Below are 24,700 nucleotides of genomic sequence, written 5' to 3'. Positions count from 1 at the left end.
TTCTCATCCTTTCGTGGTTAGGAATAGTTGTCTTGTTCCGCTTTATGCAGCATACCTAAGCAACGGTCCAAATCAGCTTTGACCTGCTTCTTGTACAATCGTGCTTTCTCCTCCCCATCATCTGTAAAGTGATAGAGTACAATCTCCTGAAAATCCACGCGCGGGTCTGTTCCTTTCAATCGCTTGGTACGGTAAAAAACGCCTTCCTGTACCAGCTCATGCAGCGCCCGGTAAACCTCGCTCTGAGGCGGAACATATCCAAAGCCACTAAACTCATCCTTCATCGATTCGAGCATCTGATATCCATAACCGCGATGCCTCTCCACCATTGTGATCAGATAAATTTTGATAAAAGCCCGCTGGGATATCATAAACGCCATTTCACAGCCTCCTCCACACCTTATTCGTGCACCTTATCTTCCATTATAAACCACTCTGCGTCCATACACTATTTCCTCTGATGAGATAAGAGTTTATGAGAACTCTCCATCCCTTGTGACCTGTTTTAAGATGGTGAGAGATATAGAATGAGGCGATATAGAGTAGTGTGCGAAGCGCTGAGAAATGATTTTATTGTTCTTTCTATTATGAATTTTTCATATGTTGAAATAATGTAACTAAAGCTAAAAAAATAGAGTTACGATTGCGAAGACTGGATTAATTGTTTTAAGGCCTCCGTATCGTTACTTGTCAAAACAGGAATATATTCTGTTATTTTTTGGATGTCCCAGTCCCACCATTTCAGTGTTTGGAGCATAGCTATAGTTTCCTCATCAAACCGATAACGAATTAACTTCGCGGGATTTCCTCCTACAATGGAATATGGCAGAACATCTTTAGTCACCACGGCATTTGACGCAATGATCGCGCCATCACCAATTTGAACTCCGGGCATAATGCTAGCATTGTAGCCAATCCAAACATCATTTCCAACCACAGTGTCCCCTTTGTAGCCCCCACTTAAATTGGGTACACCAACTTCCCAATCTCCACCAAACGCTCCAAAAGGAAAAGTGGTAAACGCATTTGTATTATGATTAGCGCCATTCATAATAAATTTGGCTTTGGCTGCAATCGCGCAAAACTTACCAATCTTTAATTTGTCCCCTATAAAATCAAAATGGTAAAGGACATTTTTCTCAAAATCCAAAGGGTTATCATCATCGTCATAATAGGTATAATCCCCGATTTCGATATATGGATTAACCACTACATTGTTCAAAAAACACAGACTTCTAATATTTTTCATTGGAAAAACGCTTCTTATATCTGGACCACTCATTTTGCGACCCTCCCCATATGGATGTGAACATCCAGTCTATCAGTATGTATACTATTAAACAAATGTAGATAGAAAAGTATCCCTTGGCCTTATTTCTTGGCTTTGGGATACTCCTGTGAACATATGTGATTGGGTTATCAAATCAGGCTTGCTTTTGTAAGGCTGGCGGACCTCCAGTCGGGCGAGGACGAACCCGAAGCCCCACGATCCATTTGCCCAGAGGCAAACGTGCCAGCAGCCATGTTCCGGCAACGGAAAAGATCATACAGAGAACGAATGAAGCCAGCGTACGAAGAACGTGACTCCAGTCTGCAAACAACCTCTCGTCAAAATAATAGGTCACACGTAGCATAAAGGCATGCATGAGATACGCTCCATAGGACAACGTTCCGATGGCCGTCAGCATACTCGCCGCACGTCCCCCCTTATGAGCAATCCACGTCGCTACCCGATAAGCTACAAAAATAGACGCAACGCAATATACAGCCATGACCGGACGCAGCAGAGACAAATAGTTAAAGGAAAGAACTGTACCTCGCGGCGTCTGGAACTGACCGATCATCTCATACAGTAAGTAGCCTGTAATCACGATAAACAACGGCCAGTATATCATCTGTGCTTTGGTTACCCAAGCATTCCAACGCTTGACGTTCATCCCGGCTGCCGCTCCTAGCACAAAATAAAAGAAAAAATAGATCACATTCCGGTCAGCGTACAGGGTAAACCAAGAGGTAATGACCGGAAGCTGGAGCTTATCCATCGCTTGGTATACGGGTCCAACGGCGAACATGAGCAAAATATATAGTACGCCAAATCCAGCCAATGCAGCGGGTCGCCATTTTGACGGCAGTAGCGCAGACAAATGACGGACCGCATAACGAAACACCGGAAATAGCACATAACATTGAATAATCATAACGATGTACCATAGATGATAGCTGCTTTTCCCGTTCAACAACTTCTGGAAAAAATCCAGCGGGTGAATATATCCACCACTTTGGGCAAGCTGATTTCCCAATTCGTATAAAAGAGACCATATGATATAAGGAACGATGATGTCCATGAATCTTTTACGTAAAAACGTTCCGTACTTTAAGGCTCCATCATAATTGTAAAATAGCACCATTCCAGTGATAAATACAAACACAGGAACTGCAAATTTGGAACACAGCAGTAAAAGTGTCATCAATACCCCGTCCTGGATGCGCGCCCCCTGCGCAACCGCATAGTGTGCGACGGAATGCTGAAGAACAACGGCCGCAAAAGCCAGCCCTCTCAGCAAAGCGACTTCGGAAATTCTCTCTTTTTGACTCATGTCACTCTCCTGTTACATCTAGCAATTTATAAATCCAGGATTTTTGCAAAATCCTCAATCTATTATAACGACAATTCTGTAAAAATATATAGAAGGTTAAACGTGCCAACGGCATGCAAAGCATCATTTATCTCAGGTTTATCAATGAGTAAAAATATGTAAAAGCAGCAGTCCTCCCTCTCAGGGAGACTGCTGCTGTAAAAACAACCTATATACAAAGGAAATAGGAAAGCCTACTGTACATCACTTTCTTAACTAGCCGTAAAGTGTTTACAGGTTCCTTCTAGTATCTGTGTACACATCTGTACGCGGCGTGTCCGCCACCGTATCATCATACGTTCTGTAACGATCCGCATTCAGCGAACGGTTGGTGCGGAAAATATCATAAACATCCCTGTGATGGTCAGCGGAATCCACCAGCACTAAAATCTTGCCCTGATCGACGTATGTCTCGTATTGACGTGCATCATCCTCTGGAATGCCCAGCCCGACCAGTCCACCGACCAAGCCACCTGCTCCCGCTCCGACAGCTGCTCCGGTAAGAGTAGCCGCGATAGGTCCAGCGGCAAGGATAGGTCCGATACCCGGAATAGCCAAGGCCCCGATGCCTGCCAGCAAGCCAGCGACACCGCCTACAACTCCACCTGTAGCCGCACCTGTCGCTACACCCTCCGGTGCCTTCGTGCCTGTCTCTTCACTAATCGCCCTTAGATCGTCACGGTCACGTGTGATCACAGAAATCTCACTGCTTGGAATTCCTTTGCTCTGCAATTGTCCAATCGCACGAGACGCTTCCTGTTCTGTATCAAAAACACCGACAATTTTCTTTTCGTTATAATCGTTTAAGTTATTAGCCATGATAGTTACCTCCCAAATATTTTAGTGTTGAGTGGTTCGTTTTTCATTACCCCACTATAATGACGTTTAAACGTTTTACAAAAATTCAAAAAGTCGATTAGCATAAAATAGCTTCTATTTAACGCTTTGGCTTTGCTCTGTTGGTCGCCACAGCTTCCAGTGGATCATCCGGCCAATAATGCTTGGGATATCTGCCCTTTAGATCCTTTTTGACCTCAAAATAAGCCTCGCTCCAGAAGCTGGACAAGTCGGAAGTCACTTGGACAGGTCGCTGGGCAGGTGACAGTAAATGCAATACAATTGGCACACGTCCGCGTCCAATACGAGGCGTATCCCCCATACCGAACAACTCTTGTAGTCGTACGGCCAGCGCTGGTGCCTCAGGATTTGAATAATCGACAGGAATGCGGGAACCGCTGGGTACGCGGATATGCGTCGGCGCTTCCTGATCAAGCTGCTGCCGCTGTTCCCAATCCAGCCTGCCAAGCAGCAATGCAGCACTGTCAAGCCGTTGCAGATCGGATACATTTTTGGCTCCTATAGCAAAAGGTAGCAGCCACGCTTCCAGAGAATCCAACAATGCCGATTCCGTGCAATCCGGCCAGTCCTCAGGGGCCGAGAAGTGCATAAAAATCAAACGCGCCTGCAACTGGAGGGTTTGCCGATTCCATGACAGCAGCTTTAGACCTCGTTCACGGACACCCTGCATCAAGGCAGCAGCTACTTCCTCTGCCGGAGGTCGCTCATAGGACGTTTCCTTTAAGACAAGTGAGCCCAGCCGCAGTACTTTGCGGGCTCTCACTGCTGAGGCGGAGCTATCCCAGTATACGTTAGCTTGTTCCAACAGCATTTCACTGCAATGTTCGACCAGCTCTTGCAGTTCAATTGGTGCCGCCAACTGAATAGCACCGTCTGCTCCCTCGTCGTCCACTTCAGCGGCGACGAGATAGGACGAACGCGACATCCACTCCACTTGTCCGAGTCGCGCCCCCCGACCGCCGCTAAGCAAAAAGCGACCATCCCCCCGGCCCTGCGCGATCCGATCCGGATACGCAAAGGCCAACAGCAACCCGCAAGCCGCGGAGCCGTCAGGCTCGTCCTGCGCTGCGGCTGCTGTCGGCAGCTTGGCTAGCAGCTGCCGGCTCTCCTGCACGATACGGCGAATCACCGTATCGTCTGCTGCCCGCAGCAGGCTGTGCGTGCTGCGGGCATAGGCCGCCTCGCGCAGGGCATCCAGTCGCGGGCGCAAATCCGTTCCGCCATGAGCGCGGAACGGGTCACGCTCTTGCAGCAGCGCAGCCAGACGGCTGGCAGTTGGTGCCAGGCCGAGGGCCGTAGCACGCAACAGCATGTGCCCAAGGCGCGGGTGCGTGCCCAGGGCGGACACCTCGCGCCCATGCGCGGTAATGCTGCCTGTAGTGCCATCGGCTGCTTCATCCAGACAGCCGAGCTGGTGCAGCAGACCTGTGGCCTGGCGGTACGCGGCCTCAGGCGGGGCATCCAGCCAGGCCAGCTCGGCGGGCTCGCGCACGCCCCAGGCTGCCAACTCCAGCGCGAGCGGGGCCAGATCCGCCGCGGCGATTTCCGGGCGGCTGGCATCGGGGAGCGCCGCTTGCTCCTGCGCGCTCCACAGCCGGTAGCATACGCCCGGCTGGAGGCGGCCCGCTCGTCCGCGCCGCTGATCGGCGGAGGCCTTGGACACCTTGACCGTGGTCAAACGGCTCATGCCGGTCCGCGCGGAAAATACCGATTCCCGCGACAGTCCGCTGTCGATCACCACCGTGATTCCGGCGATGGTCAAGCTAGACTCGGCAATTGAGGTGGCCAATACCACTTTTCGACTGCCCGAAGCCGACGGACGTATTGCTTCATCCTGCTGCTCCAGCTTCATGCTCCCATACAGCGGAATGACCTTGACATGTGCTGGTAAATGCTTTGAAGCCAATTCTCGTTCCGTTCTGTGAATTTCTCTAGCCCCTGGTAAAAACACCAGCAGATCACCTTCAGAAGTATGAAGTACCTTTTCTACCGTCTCAGCCGTAAAGGACTCTAATGAAGTTGACGAAGGTTTGGACATATGAAAGGTTTCTACCGGAAATACAGTGCCTGGACATTCCAGCAATGGCGCATCCCCTAATAATCTACATACAGGCTCTGCCTCCAGGGTGGCAGACATGATCAGTATCTTCAAATCCGGTCGCAACAGTGCCTGGCTTTGCAGAGCAAGTGCCAATCCCAAATCTGCATGCAGGCTGCGTTCATGAAACTCATCAAAAATAATCAGGCCTACTCCCTCCAACGCCTGATCATGTTGTAGCATCCGGGTCAGTACGCCCTCCGTAACCACTTCAATCCGTGTGTTTGGCCCTACTTTTGTATCCATACGAACCCGGTAACCCACGGTCTTCCCGGTGGGCTCTCCGAGCGCTTTTGCCATTTGCGCTGCTGCTGCACGCGCTGCCAAACGCCTCGGCTCCAGCATCATCATCTTTTGCCCTGCCAGCCACGGCTCATGCAGTAGCTCCAGAGGTGTTACCGTCGTTTTCCCCGCTCCCGGCTGTGCAATCAGTACCGCCGCCGAATGGGATTGCAGTGTATGTTTAAGCTCGGGGATCACTTGCATAATAGGCAGTTGTTTATCTGTCAATGAAATCTCTCCAATGATACGCTTGATGCGTAGAATCTAAGTTTTAATTTCTATATTATTATGAATTTTTCATTACCTGTAATTATCGAGCAATGAATAGAAAATGCTAAGCTGCCCTCTGGGACTTCTCTTCGGTCTGTCGTGCATAATTCTTCTAAATCTATTATACAGATATTTAAATTTCCCGTCTGGCCATTGCAGCTATGTAAGTTTTCTGTGTTAGCTCCTATACGGGATGCACTCGCGGCAAGTTCGTTTTATAATATGGTTGATATGATTGCTGAAGGACGGAACATAGAATCGAGGTCACTTTCGTATGGAATTACAGGCCCAACCCATCAGAGGGCGTTTTGCCCCAACACCATCGGGATGGATACACTTAGGAAACGCTCGTACTGCCTTATTATCCTGGCTGCACGTTCGTTCCCTGGGCGGAACCTATATTTTGCGCATGGAAGATATTGATATGACGCGAGCTCGCAGCCAGTTGGCGCAAGGGATTATGGAAGACTTGCGCTGGATCGGGCTGAATTGGGACGAAGGACCCGACGTAGGCGGTCCCTACGGTTCCTACACTCAAAGCCAACGGCTGGAACGCTACCAGTCTGCATTGGAGAAACTACAGAGGCAAGATTTACTGTATCCTTGTTTTTGCAGTCGGGCCGACATTCTGGCCGCCGCCCATGCTCCACATGGACTGTCTGGTGAAGGACCCGCATATTCAGGGGCATGTCGTAATCTTAGCTTTCAAGATGTCGTAGCCAAAGCACAATATAAACTCCCTTCACTTCGCTTTAAAGTACCGCAATATCCAGATGCCGTTATTTCGTTTCATGATCAGGTAGCAGGTCATGTGGCCTTTGGTGCGGCTGAGGGGGGCGATTTTATCGTCAAACGAGCCGACGGCATGTTTTCCTATCAGCTGGCTGTCGTTATCGATGATGCGGATATGCATATGACCGACGTACTACGCGGGTATGATCTTCTCGATTCGACTCCCCGTCAGCTATTGCTGTACCAAGCTTTTGGGTTGCAGCCGCCACGTTTTGCACACGTTCCCCTTGTCCTAGGCCCTGATGGGCGAAGGCTGGCCAAACGACATGGTGGCGTAGCACTCCGAGCTATGCGCCGACAAGGGGTTACACCGGAAGCAGTCATTGGCTGGCTCGCCTATTTTTCCGGGCTACTGGATTCACCTGAGCCTGTGAAGGCTGAGGATTTAATCGATGACTTTCATTTGGACAAACTGCCCAAAGAACCTGTCATCCTGACGAAACAATGCCTCACGAGATTATCTGCACTGCAACGGTAATGAGGTAAAGCACAGAAATCAAAGTGTACGGGCAAGGGCATTCCGCCCTTTGCTCCTCTCGCTTCTATTCCTCCAGTCGCTTACGCATAGCGGACTCATATTCATAAAATACAGACGACGTATTCAGCCCTCTTTCCTCCAGCAGCATACGGAGACGTAGTGATTTTTCAGTCAGCCTGCGACTGATCCGCTCTCGCTCTCCTGCCTCATGACAAGCGTGAAGCAAATCACGTAGCTGGACACATTCCTTTTGTAATTGAAGCTCTTCCGGTAAAATGCCTGCATTCTTCAACAGCTTGTACGACATCCGCAGCTCCTCTGGAACATGTGACAAATCCTCGATGACCAGTGGCTTGCCCTCTCCCGGCAAATGATCAAATTCACCTTTGGCCATCGCCTCGGCAATCTTCTGCTCTGCCATTCTGGAGAACATCCCCATCGCCCCTTTCCACTCCTTGTATTAAACATCCTATGTACAATCTATATTAAAGAACCCTAGAGTCCTTTGCCACTGTAGCTTACATATCATTAGGATGTCCTGTATCCATAAAGGAGAAAGAGGGTTATTCTTCGATCCCAAGCAATTGAGATACTTGTACTCTATATTTTTTGGCCTTACGTGTTCCGTGAATGAGATTGGACAAACGGCTAGCAGGAATATGATAGGTGTCACAAAAAGTTCTCTGATCCATTTGAATTTCAACTAGCTTTTGTTTGATTTTCCAGCCAAAAGGAGTTACAGGATTTCGTTTGTTCAACAACGTTACCACCTCTTCATAAGTATAGGATTTAGAATTTTGATTGGGGTTTGGGGATTGGAGTTCGTCTTCTTCCTTTAAAAGCGCGTCTTGCACACACATTAGCTAAGATTTCATTTTGCAGGTTTGGTATTGATTCAATAGTTCATCCAGTTTCATGGATTGTTCAATCACTTTGGGATGCGTTAAAAATCCGTATTTCTTCTGAATTTGGTACAGTCTTTTTCTGGCCCGTTCGACACGAAGTAAAGTCACACCTGGATTCATCAGCATGATTCCCCCTTCTGTGTCATATCCTAATACAAAACGTAAATTTTTGGATTTTTTGAAAATTTGCTCGACAAAAAAAATGCTTCTGGAGCATTCCAGAGGCACTTTTTTGGCGTTTTATGTTTATTTAAAATGCAACAGACTCCTACAAAATGAACTTAAAATTCAACTATTGATTCACTACGCAGCCCGATATTGCTTCCCATCGTCACCGCCCCTGTATTTCCTGAATAAAGTCAGATTAAGGTTAAAATCCGTGGTAAAGGCGACCGCTTTACTTGCACAGCAACATTCTGCCTTCTTCGTTTTCCATATATATTTTATTTTATTCAACTTGGAATCAACACTGAGAAATGATTAATAACTATTAATAATAAAATAATCTTTCTTTTCGCCCTTCTCTAACTAAACTTTCATACTTTGTACACAATCTAAAGTCTGCAAATTGTTTGAACTGCTCAAATAATCTTATGCAGCTAATGAAAAAGGCTTCTTTGTTAATGACTAATGATTTAGATAAAACGTCTAGTAAATTTTTAAATCCATATGAATAATTACCTTTATTTAAGTAGTATTTAGCCAGTTCATATTTAAAACGCGTTAATTGTTCTGGAACCACTCGATGAGTGTACATATCAGCAGATGGTTGCTGTTGGGTGATCGAATCGATCTCCGTTTCGAACTGCTTAAGTACTTCATCCACATCAACTTGAAATCGGTTAGCCGCCATCATAATATTCAATAGTTGAGTAACCATTTCTTTAGTGGTGTTTGATGATACACTAATATATTCAACATAATCCGGAAGCACACTTATATCTCCGGATAATAATTTATTAACGTAAGTATTACATAGCGCCCAATTTTGAAATAGTTTAATCCAATGCAGAGTATCCTCATCTGTCTCTTTGACCCAATCTAAATTAACGTAGGCGTATGTATATTGTAGAGCTTGTTGATAATCACCTTGGGCTTCACAGACACTTGCACACAATAAATCAGCATAGGTGATATACACAAACAATGGACGGCTCAGCCTCTTTTCAATTTCCGCAGACTTTCGCTTTTTCTGCTGATGCTCTAATGTATATTGGATTTCCGCTTTATCTCTCATTTTTCGAGCGGTCACATCAAGCCTGTCCCACAAGCGCAAAGATCGATACACATTCGCCAAATCTTTTAGCGCATCAAGCTGGTCTATTTCATCCAGACGTTCCACGAAGGGTTCAAATAGCGTTGCTGCCTTGAGATTACGGCTTTGGTCGTCTCCAACTTGAATCGAGAATATACGATATTGGCAGGTGGCCAAGCGTTCAGAATGCTGATATTTCTCCACTTCTGCGACATTCTCATAGAGAGGCAGCGCAGCAGCATGTCGTCCCTGTTCAAATAATGCTTCTGCAACATCAAATAGCCTAGTCGCATACAGCGGATTATCCATGATATGTCCAACCATTCGACGGATTGCATCCAGCTTGTCCAGCTCCGCACAACGATACAATAATGGCTCGATTCGCCTAAAATTCGGGGAAAGGTCAATGATGTAATTTTCTATGTATAGATCGTAAAAATAGCCTTCTGGCAAATCCATAGCCACAGTGATTCGGTCTAGCTGCTGTATGGAAACAGGACGATGCTGAGTAATCCAATGACTAAGTGTTCTTTGATGAACCCCTGAATATTCGGCAAATTGACTCAACGTCATATCATTTTGTTTTAGATAATCCTCAAACTCCGCTGAAATCGTAGGTGTATGCTTCAAGTCATAACCACCCTTCACATAAAAATTCCATTATTTTAAAAATCACCCTCTATTCTTCTCCATAATTAACCATCTGTCAATATATTATGCAGCTAATGTTTATAACGAAAATTCAGCATAACTCACACACAAGGGAAGATTGTGAAAACGAATAGCAAAAGTAAAATTGGATTGCCGAAATAAAAGGTTTCACAGAGTTGACATGACGGATTCATTTCCCTATGTGCATTCTCACCAGTAAATGATATAGAGGTCCCGTGCAGAAACTCTGTTGGACCTTTTAATTACATGAAAAATCCCCTGATGTTGATGCAATCAGGGGATACCTAGGTTCATTTCTCTCGCTTTGATAATACGAAGTTGATTATTTCTCCAGTCACAATTCCTGTCAAAATTGCATAGATTCCCATAGCGCTCATCTTATATCCCAAAGCGTAAAATAACCCTATACATATTGCGTAGCCCAACAAAATCGCTGCATAGCGCTTTAAAAACTTACTCATGGAAATTCTCATAAGCAGCAACTCCCACCTTAATTTATACTTCAACCATTGTAAATGTTAGTTAATTGTTGCATAAAAGTAAGGGGGAATTTGTCGAATAAGAAATCCGTTAAGAAGAAATTTTCACCTATTCACTGCTGGGCAGGCCACGAAACAAGCCTTCTTTTTCATACCATCCACGCACTCACATGGAATGCGACATAGCACCTCTGCTACACAAATAGTAACGGCAAGATAATATCAATCCACGCACTCCATACAGAGTGCGACTTACACTTATGACAACCCCGGCTAGACTCATGACATTTCAATCCACGCACTCACATGGAGTGCGACGATTTTTGCTTGTTGCTCTCGCGTTTTCATTTTGCGATTTCAATCCACGCACTCACATGGAGTGCGACCTGTCCTGAATTGTGCGAGGAATTGCCTAAGATATTATTTCAATCCACGCACTCACATGGAGTGCGACGCGCGTTCGCCGTATGGCTGTAAATGCGATCATCCAAGATTTCAATCCACGCACTCACATGGAGTGCGACCCTTACTATGTGTTCGCACCGCACACGGTCTATACAATTTCAATCCACGCACTCACATGGAGTGCGACTAAAAGGTGGGCTTTTCTACTAGGAGGTCTTATATATTTCAATCCACGCACTCACATGGAGTGCGACAGTATTAGTGGCATTAAAGATGCCCTGCTGGAAATTTCAATCCACGCACTCACATGGAGTGCGACGTCAGCCATGCGCCGTTGGCGTCGATAACGGATCCATTTCAATCCACGCACTCACATGGAGTGCGACATCAAGGAGAAATAAAACGATGCACAAGAAAAATATTTCAATCCACGCACTCACATGGAGTGCGACTTCCTGTTCAATAGCGTTTAGCTTTGTTGCGTCTTATTTCAATCCACGCACTCACATGGAGTGCGACTCGAACACGCGCCCCTACTGCTTGGCCTGTCAAGTATTTCAATCCACGCACTCACATGGAGTGCGACAGCGAAAATGCAGTAATTGATACCCTTATGATATCAATTCTACACATTGTCGCAAAAACTGATGTCAAATAAGCTTGGATCAACTATTGACTTTTACGGTTAAATAGCAATTTTAATACTTTTCGACAAATTTCGAGGTGCGAAGGACCCGGGGTTTTTATGTGAGCTTCACATTCGCACCTTATAAAATCAGTGGGCTTTCCATATCGTAAGCTTCCTTAGCCCCTATTGCTCTACTTTCTTTTTATAGCTATCTCCAAAGTTGTAGAAACGCAGGCTGTCTTCTTTTTTGTCTATCAATTCTTCTAATTCATATTTTAAACGGCGGAACTGGGTCGAATCCAAAATGCACTCAAACACGGAATTTTACACCCTTTGTCCGTGGTCTACGCACCTTTTCACAACCTTTTCCAGTCTTTTTCTGCCTTCTCTATCTAATGTACTTACATCATACGTAATTAGTATTAACAAGATCAACCTACTTCCACAAAAATGGAGGGTACTCGTCCAGATCTCCACGAATATATCTAGCTAAGAGCAAAGCCTGTCAATAGGACACAAGCCCCCAAGACATTTTCTCATTCAAATAAGGATGAATCATTTTTTCCTGTTTCCGTTCTTGCCATGCCTTCAATACGATTTTCCTCGTATCATCGTCCATCATAGCAGCCTCGTTTTCTTTTTTGTAAAATCCTTTGCCATGAATCATTTTTTGTTAATAATGTAAGAACAAAACGGTCGGGATATACTCCTCTAAGCTCTTCCATCACATCCAGTGCCAAGGAGGCTCGCCCTGGACGATCTTCTATGCAGAAAACCTACATAAGCATAGACCGACAGCTTCTAGTGCGGATTTCATATCGTTGGACAACAGTGTATAGGCAAAAGATAATAGGGCATTCACGTTATCTAACGGCGGGCGCTTATGGCGTCCATGGAAATAAAAATCATCTTTTTGCTGCAAGATCAGATCATCCCACACGGAATTGTACTGAACTGCCGCCGTCCCCTCCAAACCGCGTAAAATCTCCAGCTCCTCACTTCACGGACCTCTTCATGATTTCGGATAAAGAGGCGCTCTCCACTCGTACGACCAAGTGGCGGCTGCTCCGTCATGATCCACGCACTCATATAGAGTGCGACTGCGGGATGCCCTGCCAGTGCTGGCGTGTCATTTGATATTTCAATCCACGCACTCATATAGAGTGCGACTCTTTGCTACACCGAGCATAAACCGTCTGGATACGCATTTCAATCCACGCACTCATATAGAGTGCGACTGAACCGGATGCTATGCCCATTGCTCCTGATCCATTTCAATCCACGCACTCATATAGAGTGCGACTTTAATAATTCCACCCCCCATCATTTCGGTATTGATTTCAATCCACGCACTCATATAGAGTGCGACAGGTAAGCGAGTTAAGGGTGCGCCAGGACAGCACAATTTCAATCCACGCACTCATATAGAGTGCGACGAAACTGCGTCCTCAAGCCGTGTACGATAGCCCTTGAAATTTCAATCCACGCACTCATATAGAGTGCGACCGAGGATATGGTAATCGTCCACCTCTATGTCGATATTTCAATCCACGCACTCATATAGAGTGCGACTGGCATGCAAGATAATTTCTACTGTAAAACGCAATATATTTCAATCCACGCACTCATATAGAGTGCGACGCGAACAAGACTTTTGCTCGTGTGATTGTAGTGTTATTTCAATCCACGCACTCATATAGAGTGCGACATTTTTATCATAGCCATTGGATCAACTTTAAAATATTTCAATCCACGCACTCATATAGAGTGCGACCAGAAGAGGAACATGCAATTGAAGTGGTTGCTCAGTATTTCAATCCACGCACTCATATAGAGTGCGACGAGATATCATACATGCGACCAATCATCTATATCAATTTCAATCCACGCACTCATATAGAGTGCGACTTCCTTTTACATTTGGACTCCTAAGTACTGCAAAATTTCAATCCACGCACTCATATAGAGTGCGACGGATACTCAACATGCATTCTTACAATGGACGACTCAATTTCAATCCACGCACTCATATAGAGTGCGACCATACACCTGATCCGCATGCTGAGCGAGGAACAAAATTTCAATCCACGCACTCATATAGAGTGCGACAGCGATAATGGGTCAAATGCCCCCTATTTAAGTAACATTCTAGCGTTATTTTGGCAAAAACGCATCTAATATTACCTCATCCTCTTGCGATCGTTTAAAATTTGTTCACATTCGATATAATTCGACAAAATCTGAGGTGCGAAACTCTCGGAGAATTCATGTGAGCTTCACATTCGCACCTGGACAGACTCGCTTTTTGGCTTAGCAACAAATTCCTGCCTGGACTTATTTCACCTCTGCCAGTTCTGCCACCTGTGAAGGAGGAAGCGCACATTCGAATATATTTAATTCATCGATAGCGCATTTAAAAGCAAGGTTCCACCAGTTAACTCCAAAGCTAAACGTTCTGGCTTTGGGTAAATGCATCCAGAAATATCCACTACATTGATCAGAAAAATACCTTTATGTTTTCAAAAAACATAAAGGTATTGTAAAATATTTCATAAAGACGTTCTGCAAAAGTTGAGTTATTAACCCTGTTCATCATACCGGCTGCATTACCTGCATAAACCTTCCCATCCGTTTCAGCGCCTTCTCCAAATCGACGAGCGAGGCTGCATATGAGCAGCGAATAAAGCCCTCTCCGCCTGATCCGAATACATGTCCCGGTACGACCGCCACCTTCGCTTCCTTCAGCATACGAAGTGCAAACTGCTCAGATGACATGCCAGTAGAAGTAATTGAAGGGAAGGCATAGAAAGCCCCCTCAGGCTCATGACAAGCAAGCCCGATTGCATTCAAGCCAGCCACAAACAGCTTGCGACGTTCATTGTAGCTCGCCATCATCTCATCCTTGGCAGCCAAGCCATGGCGCAATGATTCCAGCGCGGCAATCTGTGCAATGGTGGGCGCACACATGGCTGTGTACTGGTGGATTTTCAGCATGCCGGCAATCAGCTCATGCGGACCGCACGCATAGCCTACCCGCCAGCCTGTCATCGCAAATGCTTTGGAAAAACCACTGATGACAATCGTACGCTCCTTCATGCCCGGCAAGGAGGCGATACTGACATGCTTTCTCCCGTAAGTCAGTTCGGCATACACTTCATCCGAAATGACGACCAGATTATGTTTGATAATGAGCTCTGTAATCGGCAGCCAATCCTGCTCCGTCATAACTGTTCCAGTTGGATTACAGGGATAATTGATCATTAAAACCTTTGAATGAGGTGTAATTGCCGCTTGCAGCGCTTGCGGGGTCAGCTTGAATTGCTCCTCTGCCGTAGCCGCCACCTCTACAATTTTACCGCCATGCAGATGGGTAATGGGTTCATAGGCAATATAGCTTGGCGCTGGAATCAGCACCTCGTCACCCGGATCGATCACTGCTCGCAGCGCCAGGTCGACGGCTTCACTGCTCCCCACCGTCACAATCATTTCCTGCTCAGGGTCATAGGAAAGCGCAAAGCTGCCGGAAAAATAAGCAGAGATCTCCTCCCGCAGCTCCATCAAGCCGGCATTCGAAGTATATTTCGTCTGTCCTTCACGCAGTGCCTGAATGCAAGCTTCACGTACCTTGTCCGGTGTAACGAAATCAGGCTCTCCGACCCCAAGGGCGATTGTACCTCCGCCTGCTGCATTCAGATCAAAAAAAGCGCGAATTCCCGATGGGCGAATATCCCGTACGCGCGAGGATACAAACCGCCCTGTCCCCATTTCACTAAACATATTACGCCATCCTCCATTCCTGTTTCCGCTCATGGAGCGAGCTGGCAATAATTTGGTCGAGTAGCTGTGTAAAGGTTATACCCGCAGCTGCCGCACTCTTCGGAAGCAGGCTGTTGGCGGTCATTCCCGGTAATGTGTTCACTTCCAGCACGTAAGGTCTATCCTGACACAAAATCATATCGATCCTTGCATAGACCTTGCATTGCAGCAGCCGGTAGCTGGACAGTGCCGCCTCGCGCACACGCTGCTCAATAACGGGGGGAAGCTCGATCACCTTCTCCTCAGCGCCGCCGACCTCATATTTTGCTTTGTAGTCGAACCACTTCGAACGAGCGGAGCTAATGCTAATAATCGGTAATACCTCGCCATCTACGATGGAGCAGGTAATCTCCGTCCCTTCATAATAGGGCTCAATCAAGATCGCTTGATCCAAGCTGCAAGCCTCCTGAACAGCCGGCAGCAGTTCCTTCTCATTTTGTACAAGCTGGATGCCGATGCTGGATCCCCCCATATTCGGCTTCACAATAACCGGGTAGCCCAAATGCTCCACCACCTGCGGATCATAATCGTCCATCCCCTGCCAGTAAAGGCCTGAAGGCGTATGCACACCCGCTGCCTTCAACAGCATCTTGGACAACTGCTTATTCATGCATAAGCTGCTTGCCAGGACACCGCTGCCTGTGTAGGGAATGCCCAGTGTCTCCAGCGCTCCCTGCACCGTGCCGTCCTCGCCATACTGACCATGCAGTGCCAACAGCGCGATATCAATGCCTGCCTGCTGGACCTGCGCGATTAAATCCGCTCGCTGCTCGATCACCATTGGAACCACTTCATAACGGCTGCGATCCAAATGATTGATCATCTCTTGACCTGTCTGCAGAGAAATCTCACGCTCAGAGGAAATACCGCCCATAATAACGCCAATTTTCATCATGACACCTCATTTTTCTTCAAAATCTTTATGTGGCTACGGATGTTCATCCGATCGCTATTGCTTCTTCGAAACAATATTCCTTCTCTATAGCTCTTTTCTTAATCCTTATGCCTTAAGAAATTTACGCGTCTGTTTACCGATTATTTGAATACCCCGTTCGATATTTTCATCTGTTACTCGTGAAAACCCAAGCCGCAATGTATTCGTCCCTTCGCCTTCTTGAATAAAAAACTTGTCTCCCGGTGTAAAAATGACACCCTGTTCTGTGCAAGCTTCTAGCAGCTGGCGTGTATTTACGCCTGTCGGGAAGGTAAGGAACAAATGCAAGCCCCCGTCACCAGACACCTGCGCCTCAGGAAGATGTGCTTCACAGCATGTCTTTGTCAGCTCATATTTGCGCTTATACTCTGTACGTGCTTTTTTTACATGTTTATCGAAATTTCCGTTAAGCATATATTGGTATAAAATCGATTGATCGATTGTTGAGGTATGAATGGTGCGCGCACGCTTAATGCTTTCCAGAGTGTCAATCAGTGCTCGGTCTCCAAGCACCCAGCCTACACGCAAGCCAGGGAACAGCACCTTGGAGAAGCTGCCAATATAGATTACTCCGTTCCCTTGGCCTGCTGTCGCTATTAAGGGCGCAATATGCGCTCCCGAGTAACGCAGCTCCTCATTGAATCCATCCTCGATCACCGGAATCTGATAGCTCATCATTAATTTCATAACAGCGCTGCGCTTTGCTGGCGACATGACGATGCCTGTCGGATTGTGATAGGAAGGAGTCAAATAAGCCAAATCGAAGCTATTGGTCTGCAATACCTCCTCTAGCCGCTCTACATCAATACCGTCACACTCCATCGGAATGCCGGTAATCTCAAATCCTTGCAACTTCAAATTTTTGATCGCTGTGTGATGGGTCGGATTTTCACAAATTGCCGCTCCGCGGCGTGCAGAAGGGCGTAAAGCCGACAGCACAATGTCAAAGCCTTCTGTAAACCCGCCTGTAATCAGCATATCCTTGCCAATTATATCGACGCCCTTGTTCTCCATATAATGCATCAGGTAATCAATCAGCGGCTTGTAGCCCTTAGCATAGCCGTAGTTGAGCAGCACCTGCCCTTCGATTGCCATCCGATCCATAAAAGCTCGCCTTACATCCCCCAGATCAAACAGCTGCTCATCCGGAGCGATGCTTGTGAACGAGATAGTTCCCTTTTGGGCACGAATGCCCTGCTTCATCATATCCAGATCAACAGCCAATACAGCATACTCGTTCATTCTTGCCTTCCAGTCGATCTCCCAAGTGGCAGAGCCGTCAGATCCTCCGTTATCTACGGCCGACTGGCCCACCATGGCGGCCACATAACTACCCTTTCCGGGAATCGCATACGTAAACCCGTCATCCTCCAAGCCTTCATAGGCTGCAATGACTGTATTGCGGCTCACCTTAAGCAGAACGCTCATTTCTCGTGTGGAAGGTAGCTTCTGATCCGCCTGAAGCGCCCCTTTTATAATTAAACGATTGACGTATTCTTTTACTTGTATCGAGACCGGCCGGTCACTTACGAGCTTGAAATCCTGGAACATCCTTCATCCCCTCCCCCTATAATGATGGCATACAAGACGAGTGAAAAAAAAGAACCACCGCACTGGATTTTTCATCCTTCGGTGGTTCTTCCGCATTTTATCCCCTGTACGTCCTCATATTCTTGCCTCATTCCCCCGCATCATTGCTTCTCATCGCGCCCATTGCGAGCATTGTACATATCACAAAGATCGTTTCACTTCGATTTTATTTTCTTCCTTCTGCGGCTGAAGCCCTGAGAACTATGCAAAGCATACCAGTCAAACAAAACCATATGCCGTAACGACTGACCGTGAATCCTGCCGCATCGTCAATTGTCACATGGAGTGCGCCTATTTCTTTCTTGAGGACGTCCTCCATTCATCATATTTCAATCCACTCACTCTATACAGAGTGCGACGTCGACGGGGAGATACCACGCGTGTTCATGTTCGAATTTCAATCCACGCACTCCATACAGAGTGCGACGGAAATTCCTTCCTGTCTGTCGAATTCTTGTGTCATTTCAATCCACGCACCCCATACAGAGTGCGACCAGAGCGACAGAATCACCAAACTCACGAACGTAATAATTTCAATCCACACACTCCATACAGAGTGCGACCCTGGGAGAATTGTTTCTTTGCTTGGTGGCTTACGTCTATTTCAATCCACGCACTCCATACAGAGTGCGACTATAGTAAGGCCGAACGTGATCACTCATCTAATGCAATTTCAATCCACGCACTCCATACAGAGTGCGACCCCTACTCGTCCCGTTTAGATTTCGCCATCCATACTTAATTTCAATCCACGCACTCATATAGAGTGCGACGGAGACGTTTTTAGAGTTAACACAATTAAGAATGATTTCAATCCACGCACTCATATAGAGTGCGACTCTATATCCACCGCGGATGTCGAGGACAACCAGATCATTTCAATCCACGCACTCATATAGAGTGCGACTCCAGCACGTCACTATCAGGCCGTTGCATGGAGAATTTCAATCCACGCACTCATATAGAGTGCGACGTTTAGGTGTTACGATCAATCGACCGTGGTTAATGAATTTCAATCCACGCACTCATATAGAGTGCGACGGCTTGGCCCACACTGGCGTTTGACCGATTCCGAAGCATTTCAATCCACGCACTCATATAGAGTGCGACGACAGGAATTTTTGCTGTAGGTGCTAGGTCTATGGACATTTCAATCCACGCACTCCATACAGAGTGCGACCTGCGGGACGCCTGAACCGTCCATTTCGAGCCTGAGCATTTCAATCCACGCACTCCATACAGAGTGCGACCGTGCTGCTGGTTATGGACGCGTCAGCACCGAGATTTCAATCCACGCACTCCATACAGAGTGCGACCCTTTCTAGCATCTTCCTTGTCCTCCTTTCTCGATAATTTCAATCCACGCACTCCATACAGAGTGCGACATAGAGTGCGACAGCGAAAATGAAGGATTTAATACCCTAATGATATTAATTCCATGCATTTTCGAAAAAAACGATGTCAAAAAAGCTTGAATCGATTATTGATTTCTAACGAAGAAAGCTAATTCAAAACCATTTCGACAAATTTCGAGGTGCGAAGGATCCAGGTTTTTTATGTGAGCTTCACATTCGCACCGTAACCAAGATAATACACTCAGGATACCACAAAACATTTCTCTGTCCCAGAGAATGCTCTATTTCTAAAACAATAACGACTCTGCCCCATCAATGACAATTTGTGCGCCAGTAATGTGTCGCGAATGATCAGAGGCCAAAAATGTCACCAAATCAGCTACCTGCTCGGGTTGACCCGGCCCATCAGCCAACGGTTGTCCTCCTTCGGGAAACTTGACGGGGATGGTAATTTGCTTTAACCCTTCCGATTTCTCCGTGGTTTCATCAATATTCGTCGAGATGGCACCCGGATAGATGACATTCACACGAATACGGAACTTAGCCAGCTCCAGCGCAGCCATTTTAGCAAAACCGGTTTGACCCGCCTTCGATGTGCTATAGGCTGACATCCCAAAGCTGGTAAAGCGCTGATTTCCATTAATGGAGCTGGTAATAATAATGCTGCCGCCACCGTTCTTTTTCAAATGTGGTATTGTATACTTCACCGTCAGGAAGGTACCATCCAGATTCGTGGACAATGTTTGCCGCCAATCCTCAATGCTCAGATCCTCAATCGGTCCGACGACCCCGTTAATCCCCGCATTAGCAAAAATGATATGCAGTCCGCCAAATAATTCAACCGCTTCCAGAACTGCCTTTTCCACACGCACCGGATCGGCAATGTCCACGTCAAAAGCCCGCGCTGATCCCTCACGTATAGCATTAATTTCTCTTTCCGTCTCCGAAATGCGCTCATTACTTACGTCAAAAAGAGCGACATTCGCTCCTTCTCTAGCCATCTGAATGGCCGTTGCCTTGCCAATCCCAGAACCAGCTCCCGTGATTAGAGCGGTTTTGCCTTCAAAGCGCGCGCCTCCTGCATATGTGTAGCTCATATGTATCGCTCCCTTTCTGTAATCTGTATAATCACAAGATTACCCAAAAGGATATACTTTATAATCACTATTTTTGCGCATTTTTTGCTATTCCTTTGTGATATTTAAGAAAAGAGCGAATATTACGCGTATTAGCGCCTCTTTCCTTCTTTTCCTCGTTACATTCTACAAATATCTTAAAGAATCGTATGTTCTATGTATTCATCAAAAAAAGGACGTATACATCCATATCCATGGTTGTATAACGTCCTTTTCTTATTTATTTACCACTGCAACTCAATAAATGCAGCATCATCATCAAGTCCCCCGGTATGGGATGCATCCAGCAATACCTGTATCTGCTCATCAGGGACAGGCTCGCGAATGGGGTCTAAATCGGATAAACCGTCCGTATATACCTGTAATCTCATCGGCATATCCGCGGGTATGCTTCTTTCATACCAATGAGGCTTCCCTCCAATCGGCCCACGACTTGTAGACCAGCGCTCCGCTGTAGAGAAAGTATGATCGAACAGCTCGCTAATTTCTTCGGCACCGTTCCATAGTCGCAACCGTGAGTCTCCTTGCCAGGCAAGTCGGAGACGGCCACGACTACCACGCTTCGGCAGTTCGATTTTACCGCAAATATACATGGACTGGCTTCCCTGACGACGTTTATCTTCCAATACCGAACGCATTAAGCCTGATTCGTGATCCAAAGGCTGCCGATCCAGTTCCTCTGCCGCTGTACCTGCCAAACGTTCAAGGTACACTCTCAATTGATCAGCAGACAGATCTTGTCCCCGTTCCATCCAATCCAGTAAAGAAGAACCCAGATAGCGGGCTGCAAAATCTCCTCGGTAACTGAGCCCGACACCATCACACAAGACAAAACAACAGACGGATTTATGAATACGTACTGCGGCGAAATCCTGTCCGCTTTCCCCCATACTGGCAGATTCGGCAGACCTTCCATAGCCATAACGACACATAAAACGACTGTGATGAGATGATAAAGGCTGATCGCCTGTCTGAGAGCTTATGTAAGCAAATTGCTGAGTCAGCCTTGCATTCATTCCCTTTTTTTTGCTCGCCGGGAGCAGGGACAGCAGTGGATTCATGCTTTTACCTCCTTACCGTACAGGCGTTGCGGCCGACATTTGGAACCCAATGGACACCAGTTCCGCACAGGTTCCGGGCAGCATCATAATGGCTCCTTCACCTAACTGATAATCTGCCTCAAACAGCATTTCTCGATAGCTTTCAGGCAGTACAGAAGACATATCACGCAATTTCACAGCATGTTCATCCTGCAACGGCGTATTATGCGTCAGACCTTTCCAGCGACGGGGGTCCTGAATAGGCGTTTCCAGCAACCTGTCGGATAAAAATATATTTTCCACCAGTACATTACCGTCCGGTACACTCATGCTCATAATACGCTTCGCAATCGGTTCTGGATCATCGCCTGTAGAAACCCCATCTGTCATATGACAGACCAAAGGTGCAGGGCAATCCTGCATCCCTGGTAATTCCGCCTGCAAAATACGTTCAGCCTGCAAGAAGGCTTTTGCAGAATCTGAGAATCGTTTGGGTGTCAAATCGGGCAACGAGCCAATGGCCGCAATTTCATCTATCCCCTTGACACCATTCAGCAGGTCATACACGTCGTCACTATAAGCCAAAATCGCAATCCGATAACGCGCTGTCAGCCGATTTCCTTTGGTTGACCGAAAAACCATCTGCCGGATCGCCAACGATATAGCTTCATATACAACGTCAATACGCCGCCGCCCCTCCATCAGCATGTTCATCGACGCGCTGATGTCAATCAGGTAAATGATCAGGGCGGGAGTACGTTGTGAAGCCTGTATTGTATAATTCATGGTTTGTACATGCTCCCCTCAGTTACCTTCTATCTCCATCTATTTTGTATCTATCATTCCGCCCATATATAAACATATGAAATATTAAATTTTAGGCAGTCTGAAATTCGTATCTCCTAAAAAGTTATAAATCGAGGAAGCCCGATATCCCACTTCACCTACCGAACGATAATAAGAAGGATTACTATCATATAGTGTTCTAAAACGCTTGGCAAAGCTCTTAGCCTTCGCAGCGCTTCCACCTTCCTGAGAGGCATACGCCTTGTTGTACAGGGAAATAAGCTGAAGAACGTTCTCCTTGTTTCGTGCATGCATGGACTCTTTTTGCTTTTGTTCCGCCTCGGCTGCTGCCTTACGAGCTGCCTCTTCCTGGGCGGCACGAGCTTCCTGCTCTTTTTTCAAAGCCAAGTATTTTTCATACTTTGCCTGTTGATCATACGCTTTTTGCTTCGCCAACTTGGCAGCCGCCTGCTTGTTTTGTTCCTTTTGGGCGAGATAAGCTTCATATTTAACCTGTTGAGCGATAAGGGCTTGCTGTTTCTTCTGCTCCTCCTGTTGCTTTTGAGCAGCAAGTGCCTGTTGTTTGGTCTGCTGTTCCGCTTCCTGTCGTTGTTTCTCCGTCAGCAATTTTTGAGCCGCTTCCTGCTCGGCTGCCAGCTTTTCCTCGGCCGCCTTTGCAGCCTTCGCTGCCTCTTCCTGCTTGGCTGCCTCGATTTGCCGCTGATTGGACTGATCTGCAAGAATATTCACGGCTGGGATTCCAGCTGCCAATACAACGACTGCGGCCGCAGTTGTCACGATAAATGCTTTGGATCGATACCAGGCTTTTGATTTTTCAGGTTGCTCTGGCGTCTTGGGATTCAACTGCTCCTCTAGCCCTGTGATCGCAGCCGACACCTCCACATGCAGAGGACTACCGTCTTCTACAAAATGATACAACGACCGGTATACTTCTAGCGCTGCAGCAGGTTTGTTTTGCTGCTCCAAATCACGTGCCTGTCGGAACAGCTTGTCCGTTACCCCACGCTCTCCCTGCTCCAGAGCAGCCTGATTTAGCAATGCAGCCTGTTCAGCTTTGAGCGGTGCAGGCGCTGACAAAGAGGGTGCAGCTTCACTGGCAAGGCCGCCCACCGCTGCCGATTCTATTGTTTCTGTCGCAGCAGGCTCCGGTTCTATAGCCTCAACTGGAATTTCCTGCTCAGTAACGGCATTAAGTACAACCAGCCATTCGCCAAAAGTAGGGCAACTGCTTAAATCCTGACTATCCCAGGCACGGCTGAACAATTCTACCACCTTGCTGCCCCACCGGGATTCAAGTGATTTTCGTAAAATAAAATAACGTTCACAAGGCGTCTGCATTTCATGCTGATCAAAATAACTTTCGCCCCACGCTTTGTCCACTACTACACGGTCAGACCAGCCTAGCATTTCTCCTATAATAATTGCCCCTGCAAAACGGTCTGCATACGCACTCCATAACCCGCTGTGGACGGTACGATGGGCGGCATACCCTGGCGAACCTGCCAATAGAGCATCTGGACGATCCATTTTAGTACTATACATTTGTTCCACGTCCACCAATTCCACAGCTGACGTGCCTTGAGGCAGTTCCACTTCAGAAAAAAACGGAAGCATTACATTCGGCGCCGATAAATCACAATGCGCCAATCCTTTTTGCTCCATAGCTGAACCGATCCCTGCCAATGCTCTGGCTAAAGCCAGACTATCGGAAGCCTCAAGCTGACGCTGATCTGTGAGACAATCGAACCATGTCATACCGTGAACCCATGGCATCAGCACCGCATACAGCAAATCAGGCTGCTCGGCGATCAGACTTCCGTTTCTTTCTGGAGTGAGCACATCACGCTTGCATACCTGCAAACCGGGAATATCCCCGTATGCTTCCATATGCTCCGATTGATAAACCATAGCCGGGATGCGGAACTTCGGAAAAAACACCTTAAGGGCTTTGGCCTCATGCGGCGCTCCGTTTTTGGCATTTAGCTGGTATACAATTCCCTGTCGCCCTGCTTGAGCATAGGCTAAACCGGGTGCAGCGGGATGTCGCCCAACCACATAAGCTGTGCCGTTTATGATCAATTCGTCTCCCGGATTCGGTTGAAAAGACATGAAACATCCCTCTCCTTACATCATTCAGTATGCTAGTATTCCTCACCTTATTATATACATCTATGGATGGCAAGAAAACCGGGTATCCGAAGATCGCCCGGTTTTTCCTGAACATCCTGTGCCAAACCATGAGGAATGGCTCACATATTGCTTCT

19 protein-coding genes, 2 pseudogenes and 3 CRISPR repeat arrays are annotated in these 24,700 nt (G+C 46.9%); of the genes and pseudogenes, 1 reads left to right on the top strand and 20 read right to left on the bottom strand.

What is annotated here, in order from left to right:
• Positions 1-17: 17 nt before the first annotated feature.
• From AOU00_RS23260 to hrpB, 5 genes are all read right to left on the bottom strand, one after another.
• Entirely contained in the window at positions 18-380 is a 363-nt protein-coding gene (locus AOU00_RS23260) for a replication termination protein (protein ID WP_013310011.1), read from the bottom strand.
• A gap of 257 nt (positions 381-637) precedes the next feature.
• Positions 638-1,282, bottom strand: coding sequence for a CatB-related O-acetyltransferase (locus AOU00_RS23255; RefSeq protein WP_069291752.1), 645 nt, complete (start codon positions 1,280-1,282; stop codon positions 638-640).
• 142 nt (positions 1,283-1,424) lie between these two features.
• Positions 1,425-2,597: an acyltransferase gene (locus tag AOU00_RS23250; RefSeq protein WP_061830311.1), complete on the bottom strand. Its 1,173-nt coding sequence runs from the start codon at positions 2,595-2,597 to the stop codon at positions 1,425-1,427.
• A 270-nt stretch (positions 2,598-2,867) separates the two neighbouring features.
• Positions 2,868-3,455 (bottom strand): general stress protein, encoded by a 588-nt coding sequence (locus AOU00_RS23245; protein ID WP_061830310.1) that lies wholly within the window; start codon positions 3,453-3,455, stop codon positions 2,868-2,870.
• A gap of 118 nt (positions 3,456-3,573) precedes the next feature.
• On the bottom strand, positions 3,574-6,102 hold the full coding sequence (gene hrpB / locus AOU00_RS23240; protein WP_069291751.1) for an ATP-dependent helicase HrpB: 2,529 nt from the start codon (positions 6,100-6,102) through the stop codon (positions 3,574-3,576).
• A gap of 316 nt (positions 6,103-6,418) precedes the next feature.
• On the opposite strand from hrpB, the gene gluQRS reads away from it, so the two are divergent.
• Positions 6,419-7,414 carry a tRNA glutamyl-Q(34) synthetase GluQRS gene (gene gluQRS, locus AOU00_RS23235; protein ID WP_061829389.1) on the top strand — a complete coding sequence of 332 codons (996 nt, stop codon included), beginning with the start codon at positions 6,419-6,421 and terminating at the stop codon, positions 7,412-7,414.
• A gap of 64 nt (positions 7,415-7,478) precedes the next feature.
• On the opposite strand, the gene AOU00_RS23230 is transcribed toward gluQRS, so the two are convergent.
• From AOU00_RS23230 to AOU00_RS23170, 15 genes and pseudogenes are all read right to left on the bottom strand, one after another.
• The gene (locus AOU00_RS23230; protein WP_061829390.1) at positions 7,479-7,853 is read right to left on the bottom strand and encodes a DnaJ family domain-containing protein; all 375 of its coding nucleotides are present in this window, start codon (positions 7,851-7,853) and stop codon (positions 7,479-7,481) included.
• Between the two features lie 124 nt (positions 7,854-7,977).
• Positions 7,978-8,172: a hypothetical protein gene (locus tag AOU00_RS23225; protein WP_061829457.1), complete on the bottom strand. Its 195-nt coding sequence runs from the start codon at positions 8,170-8,172 to the stop codon at positions 7,978-7,980.
• A 105-nt stretch (positions 8,173-8,277) separates the two neighbouring features.
• Positions 8,278-8,445: an aspartyl-phosphate phosphatase Spo0E family protein gene (locus tag AOU00_RS25995; RefSeq protein ID WP_081330748.1), complete on the bottom strand. Its 168-nt coding sequence runs from the start codon at positions 8,443-8,445 to the stop codon at positions 8,278-8,280.
• Positions 8,446-8,809: 364 nt separating this feature from the next.
• The gene (locus AOU00_RS23220) at positions 8,810-10,204 is read right to left on the bottom strand and encodes a helix-turn-helix domain-containing protein (protein WP_061829391.1); all 1,395 of its coding nucleotides are present in this window, start codon (positions 10,202-10,204) and stop codon (positions 8,810-8,812) included.
• Between the two features lie 332 nt (positions 10,205-10,536).
• Positions 10,537-10,719: a hypothetical protein gene (locus AOU00_RS23215; protein ID WP_061829392.1), complete on the bottom strand. Its 183-nt coding sequence runs from the start codon at positions 10,717-10,719 to the stop codon at positions 10,537-10,539.
• A 292-nt stretch (positions 10,720-11,011) separates the two neighbouring features.
• A CRISPR array of direct repeats spans positions 11,012-11,716; the repeat unit is 32 nt; unit sequence ATTTCAATCCACGCACTCACATGGAGTGCGAC.
• A 181-nt stretch (positions 11,717-11,897) separates the two neighbouring features.
• Positions 11,898-12,187: pseudogene (gene cas2, locus AOU00_RS23210) on the bottom strand (CRISPR-associated endonuclease Cas2).
• Positions 12,188-12,194: 7 nt separating this feature from the next.
• Positions 12,195-12,755: pseudogene (gene cas1, locus AOU00_RS23205) on the bottom strand (CRISPR-associated endonuclease Cas1); the annotation flags it as partial.
• A 140-nt stretch (positions 12,756-12,895) separates the two neighbouring features.
• A CRISPR array of direct repeats spans positions 12,896-13,867; the repeat unit is 32 nt.
• Between the two features lie 483 nt (positions 13,868-14,350).
• Positions 14,351-15,535 carry an aminotransferase class I/II-fold pyridoxal phosphate-dependent enzyme gene (locus AOU00_RS23200; protein ID WP_061829393.1) on the bottom strand — a complete coding sequence of 395 codons (1,185 nt, stop codon included), beginning with the start codon at positions 15,533-15,535 and terminating at the stop codon, positions 14,351-14,353.
• 1 nt (position 15,536) lies between these two features.
• Positions 15,537-16,466 carry a D-alanine--D-alanine ligase gene (locus AOU00_RS23195; protein WP_061829394.1) on the bottom strand — a complete coding sequence of 310 codons (930 nt, stop codon included), beginning with the start codon at positions 16,464-16,466 and terminating at the stop codon, positions 15,537-15,539.
• A 108-nt stretch (positions 16,467-16,574) separates the two neighbouring features.
• Positions 16,575-18,059, bottom strand: a complete 1,485-nt coding sequence (locus AOU00_RS23190; protein WP_061829395.1) for an aminotransferase-like domain-containing protein — start codon at positions 18,057-18,059, stop codon at positions 16,575-16,577.
• Positions 18,060-18,495: 436 nt separating this feature from the next.
• Positions 18,496-18,618: a hypothetical protein gene (locus tag AOU00_RS27515; protein WP_257785357.1), complete on the bottom strand. Its 123-nt coding sequence runs from the start codon at positions 18,616-18,618 to the stop codon at positions 18,496-18,498.
• Positions 18,619-18,839: 221 nt separating this feature from the next.
• Positions 18,840-19,208: a CRISPR direct-repeat array (repeat unit 32 nt; unit sequence ATTTCAATCCACGCACTCATATAGAGTGCGAC).
• Between the two features lie 532 nt (positions 19,209-19,740).
• Entirely contained in the window at positions 19,741-20,550 is an 810-nt protein-coding gene (locus tag AOU00_RS23185; RefSeq protein ID WP_061829403.1) for an SDR family oxidoreductase, read from the bottom strand.
• A 263-nt stretch (positions 20,551-20,813) separates the two neighbouring features.
• Positions 20,814-21,650 carry a hypothetical protein gene (locus AOU00_RS23180; protein ID WP_013309993.1) on the bottom strand — a complete coding sequence of 279 codons (837 nt, stop codon included), beginning with the start codon at positions 21,648-21,650 and terminating at the stop codon, positions 20,814-20,816.
• A gap of 12 nt (positions 21,651-21,662) precedes the next feature.
• Positions 21,663-22,415 carry a vWA domain-containing protein gene (locus AOU00_RS23175; RefSeq protein ID WP_013309992.1) on the bottom strand — a complete coding sequence of 251 codons (753 nt, stop codon included), beginning with the start codon at positions 22,413-22,415 and terminating at the stop codon, positions 21,663-21,665.
• An 84-nt stretch (positions 22,416-22,499) separates the two neighbouring features.
• Positions 22,500-24,545, bottom strand: a complete 2,046-nt coding sequence (locus AOU00_RS23170; protein WP_061829404.1) for a serine/threonine-protein kinase — start codon at positions 24,543-24,545, stop codon at positions 22,500-22,502.
• Positions 24,546-24,700: the final 155 nt, after the last annotated feature.

The sequence above is a fragment of the Paenibacillus polymyxa genome, from assembly GCF_001719045.1.
GTDB classification, from domain to species: Bacteria; Bacillota; Bacilli; order Paenibacillales; family Paenibacillaceae; genus Paenibacillus; species Paenibacillus polymyxa_B.
The sequence above is the reverse complement of the archived record's forward strand: the minus strand, read 5'-3'. Positions and strand labels throughout refer to the sequence as shown.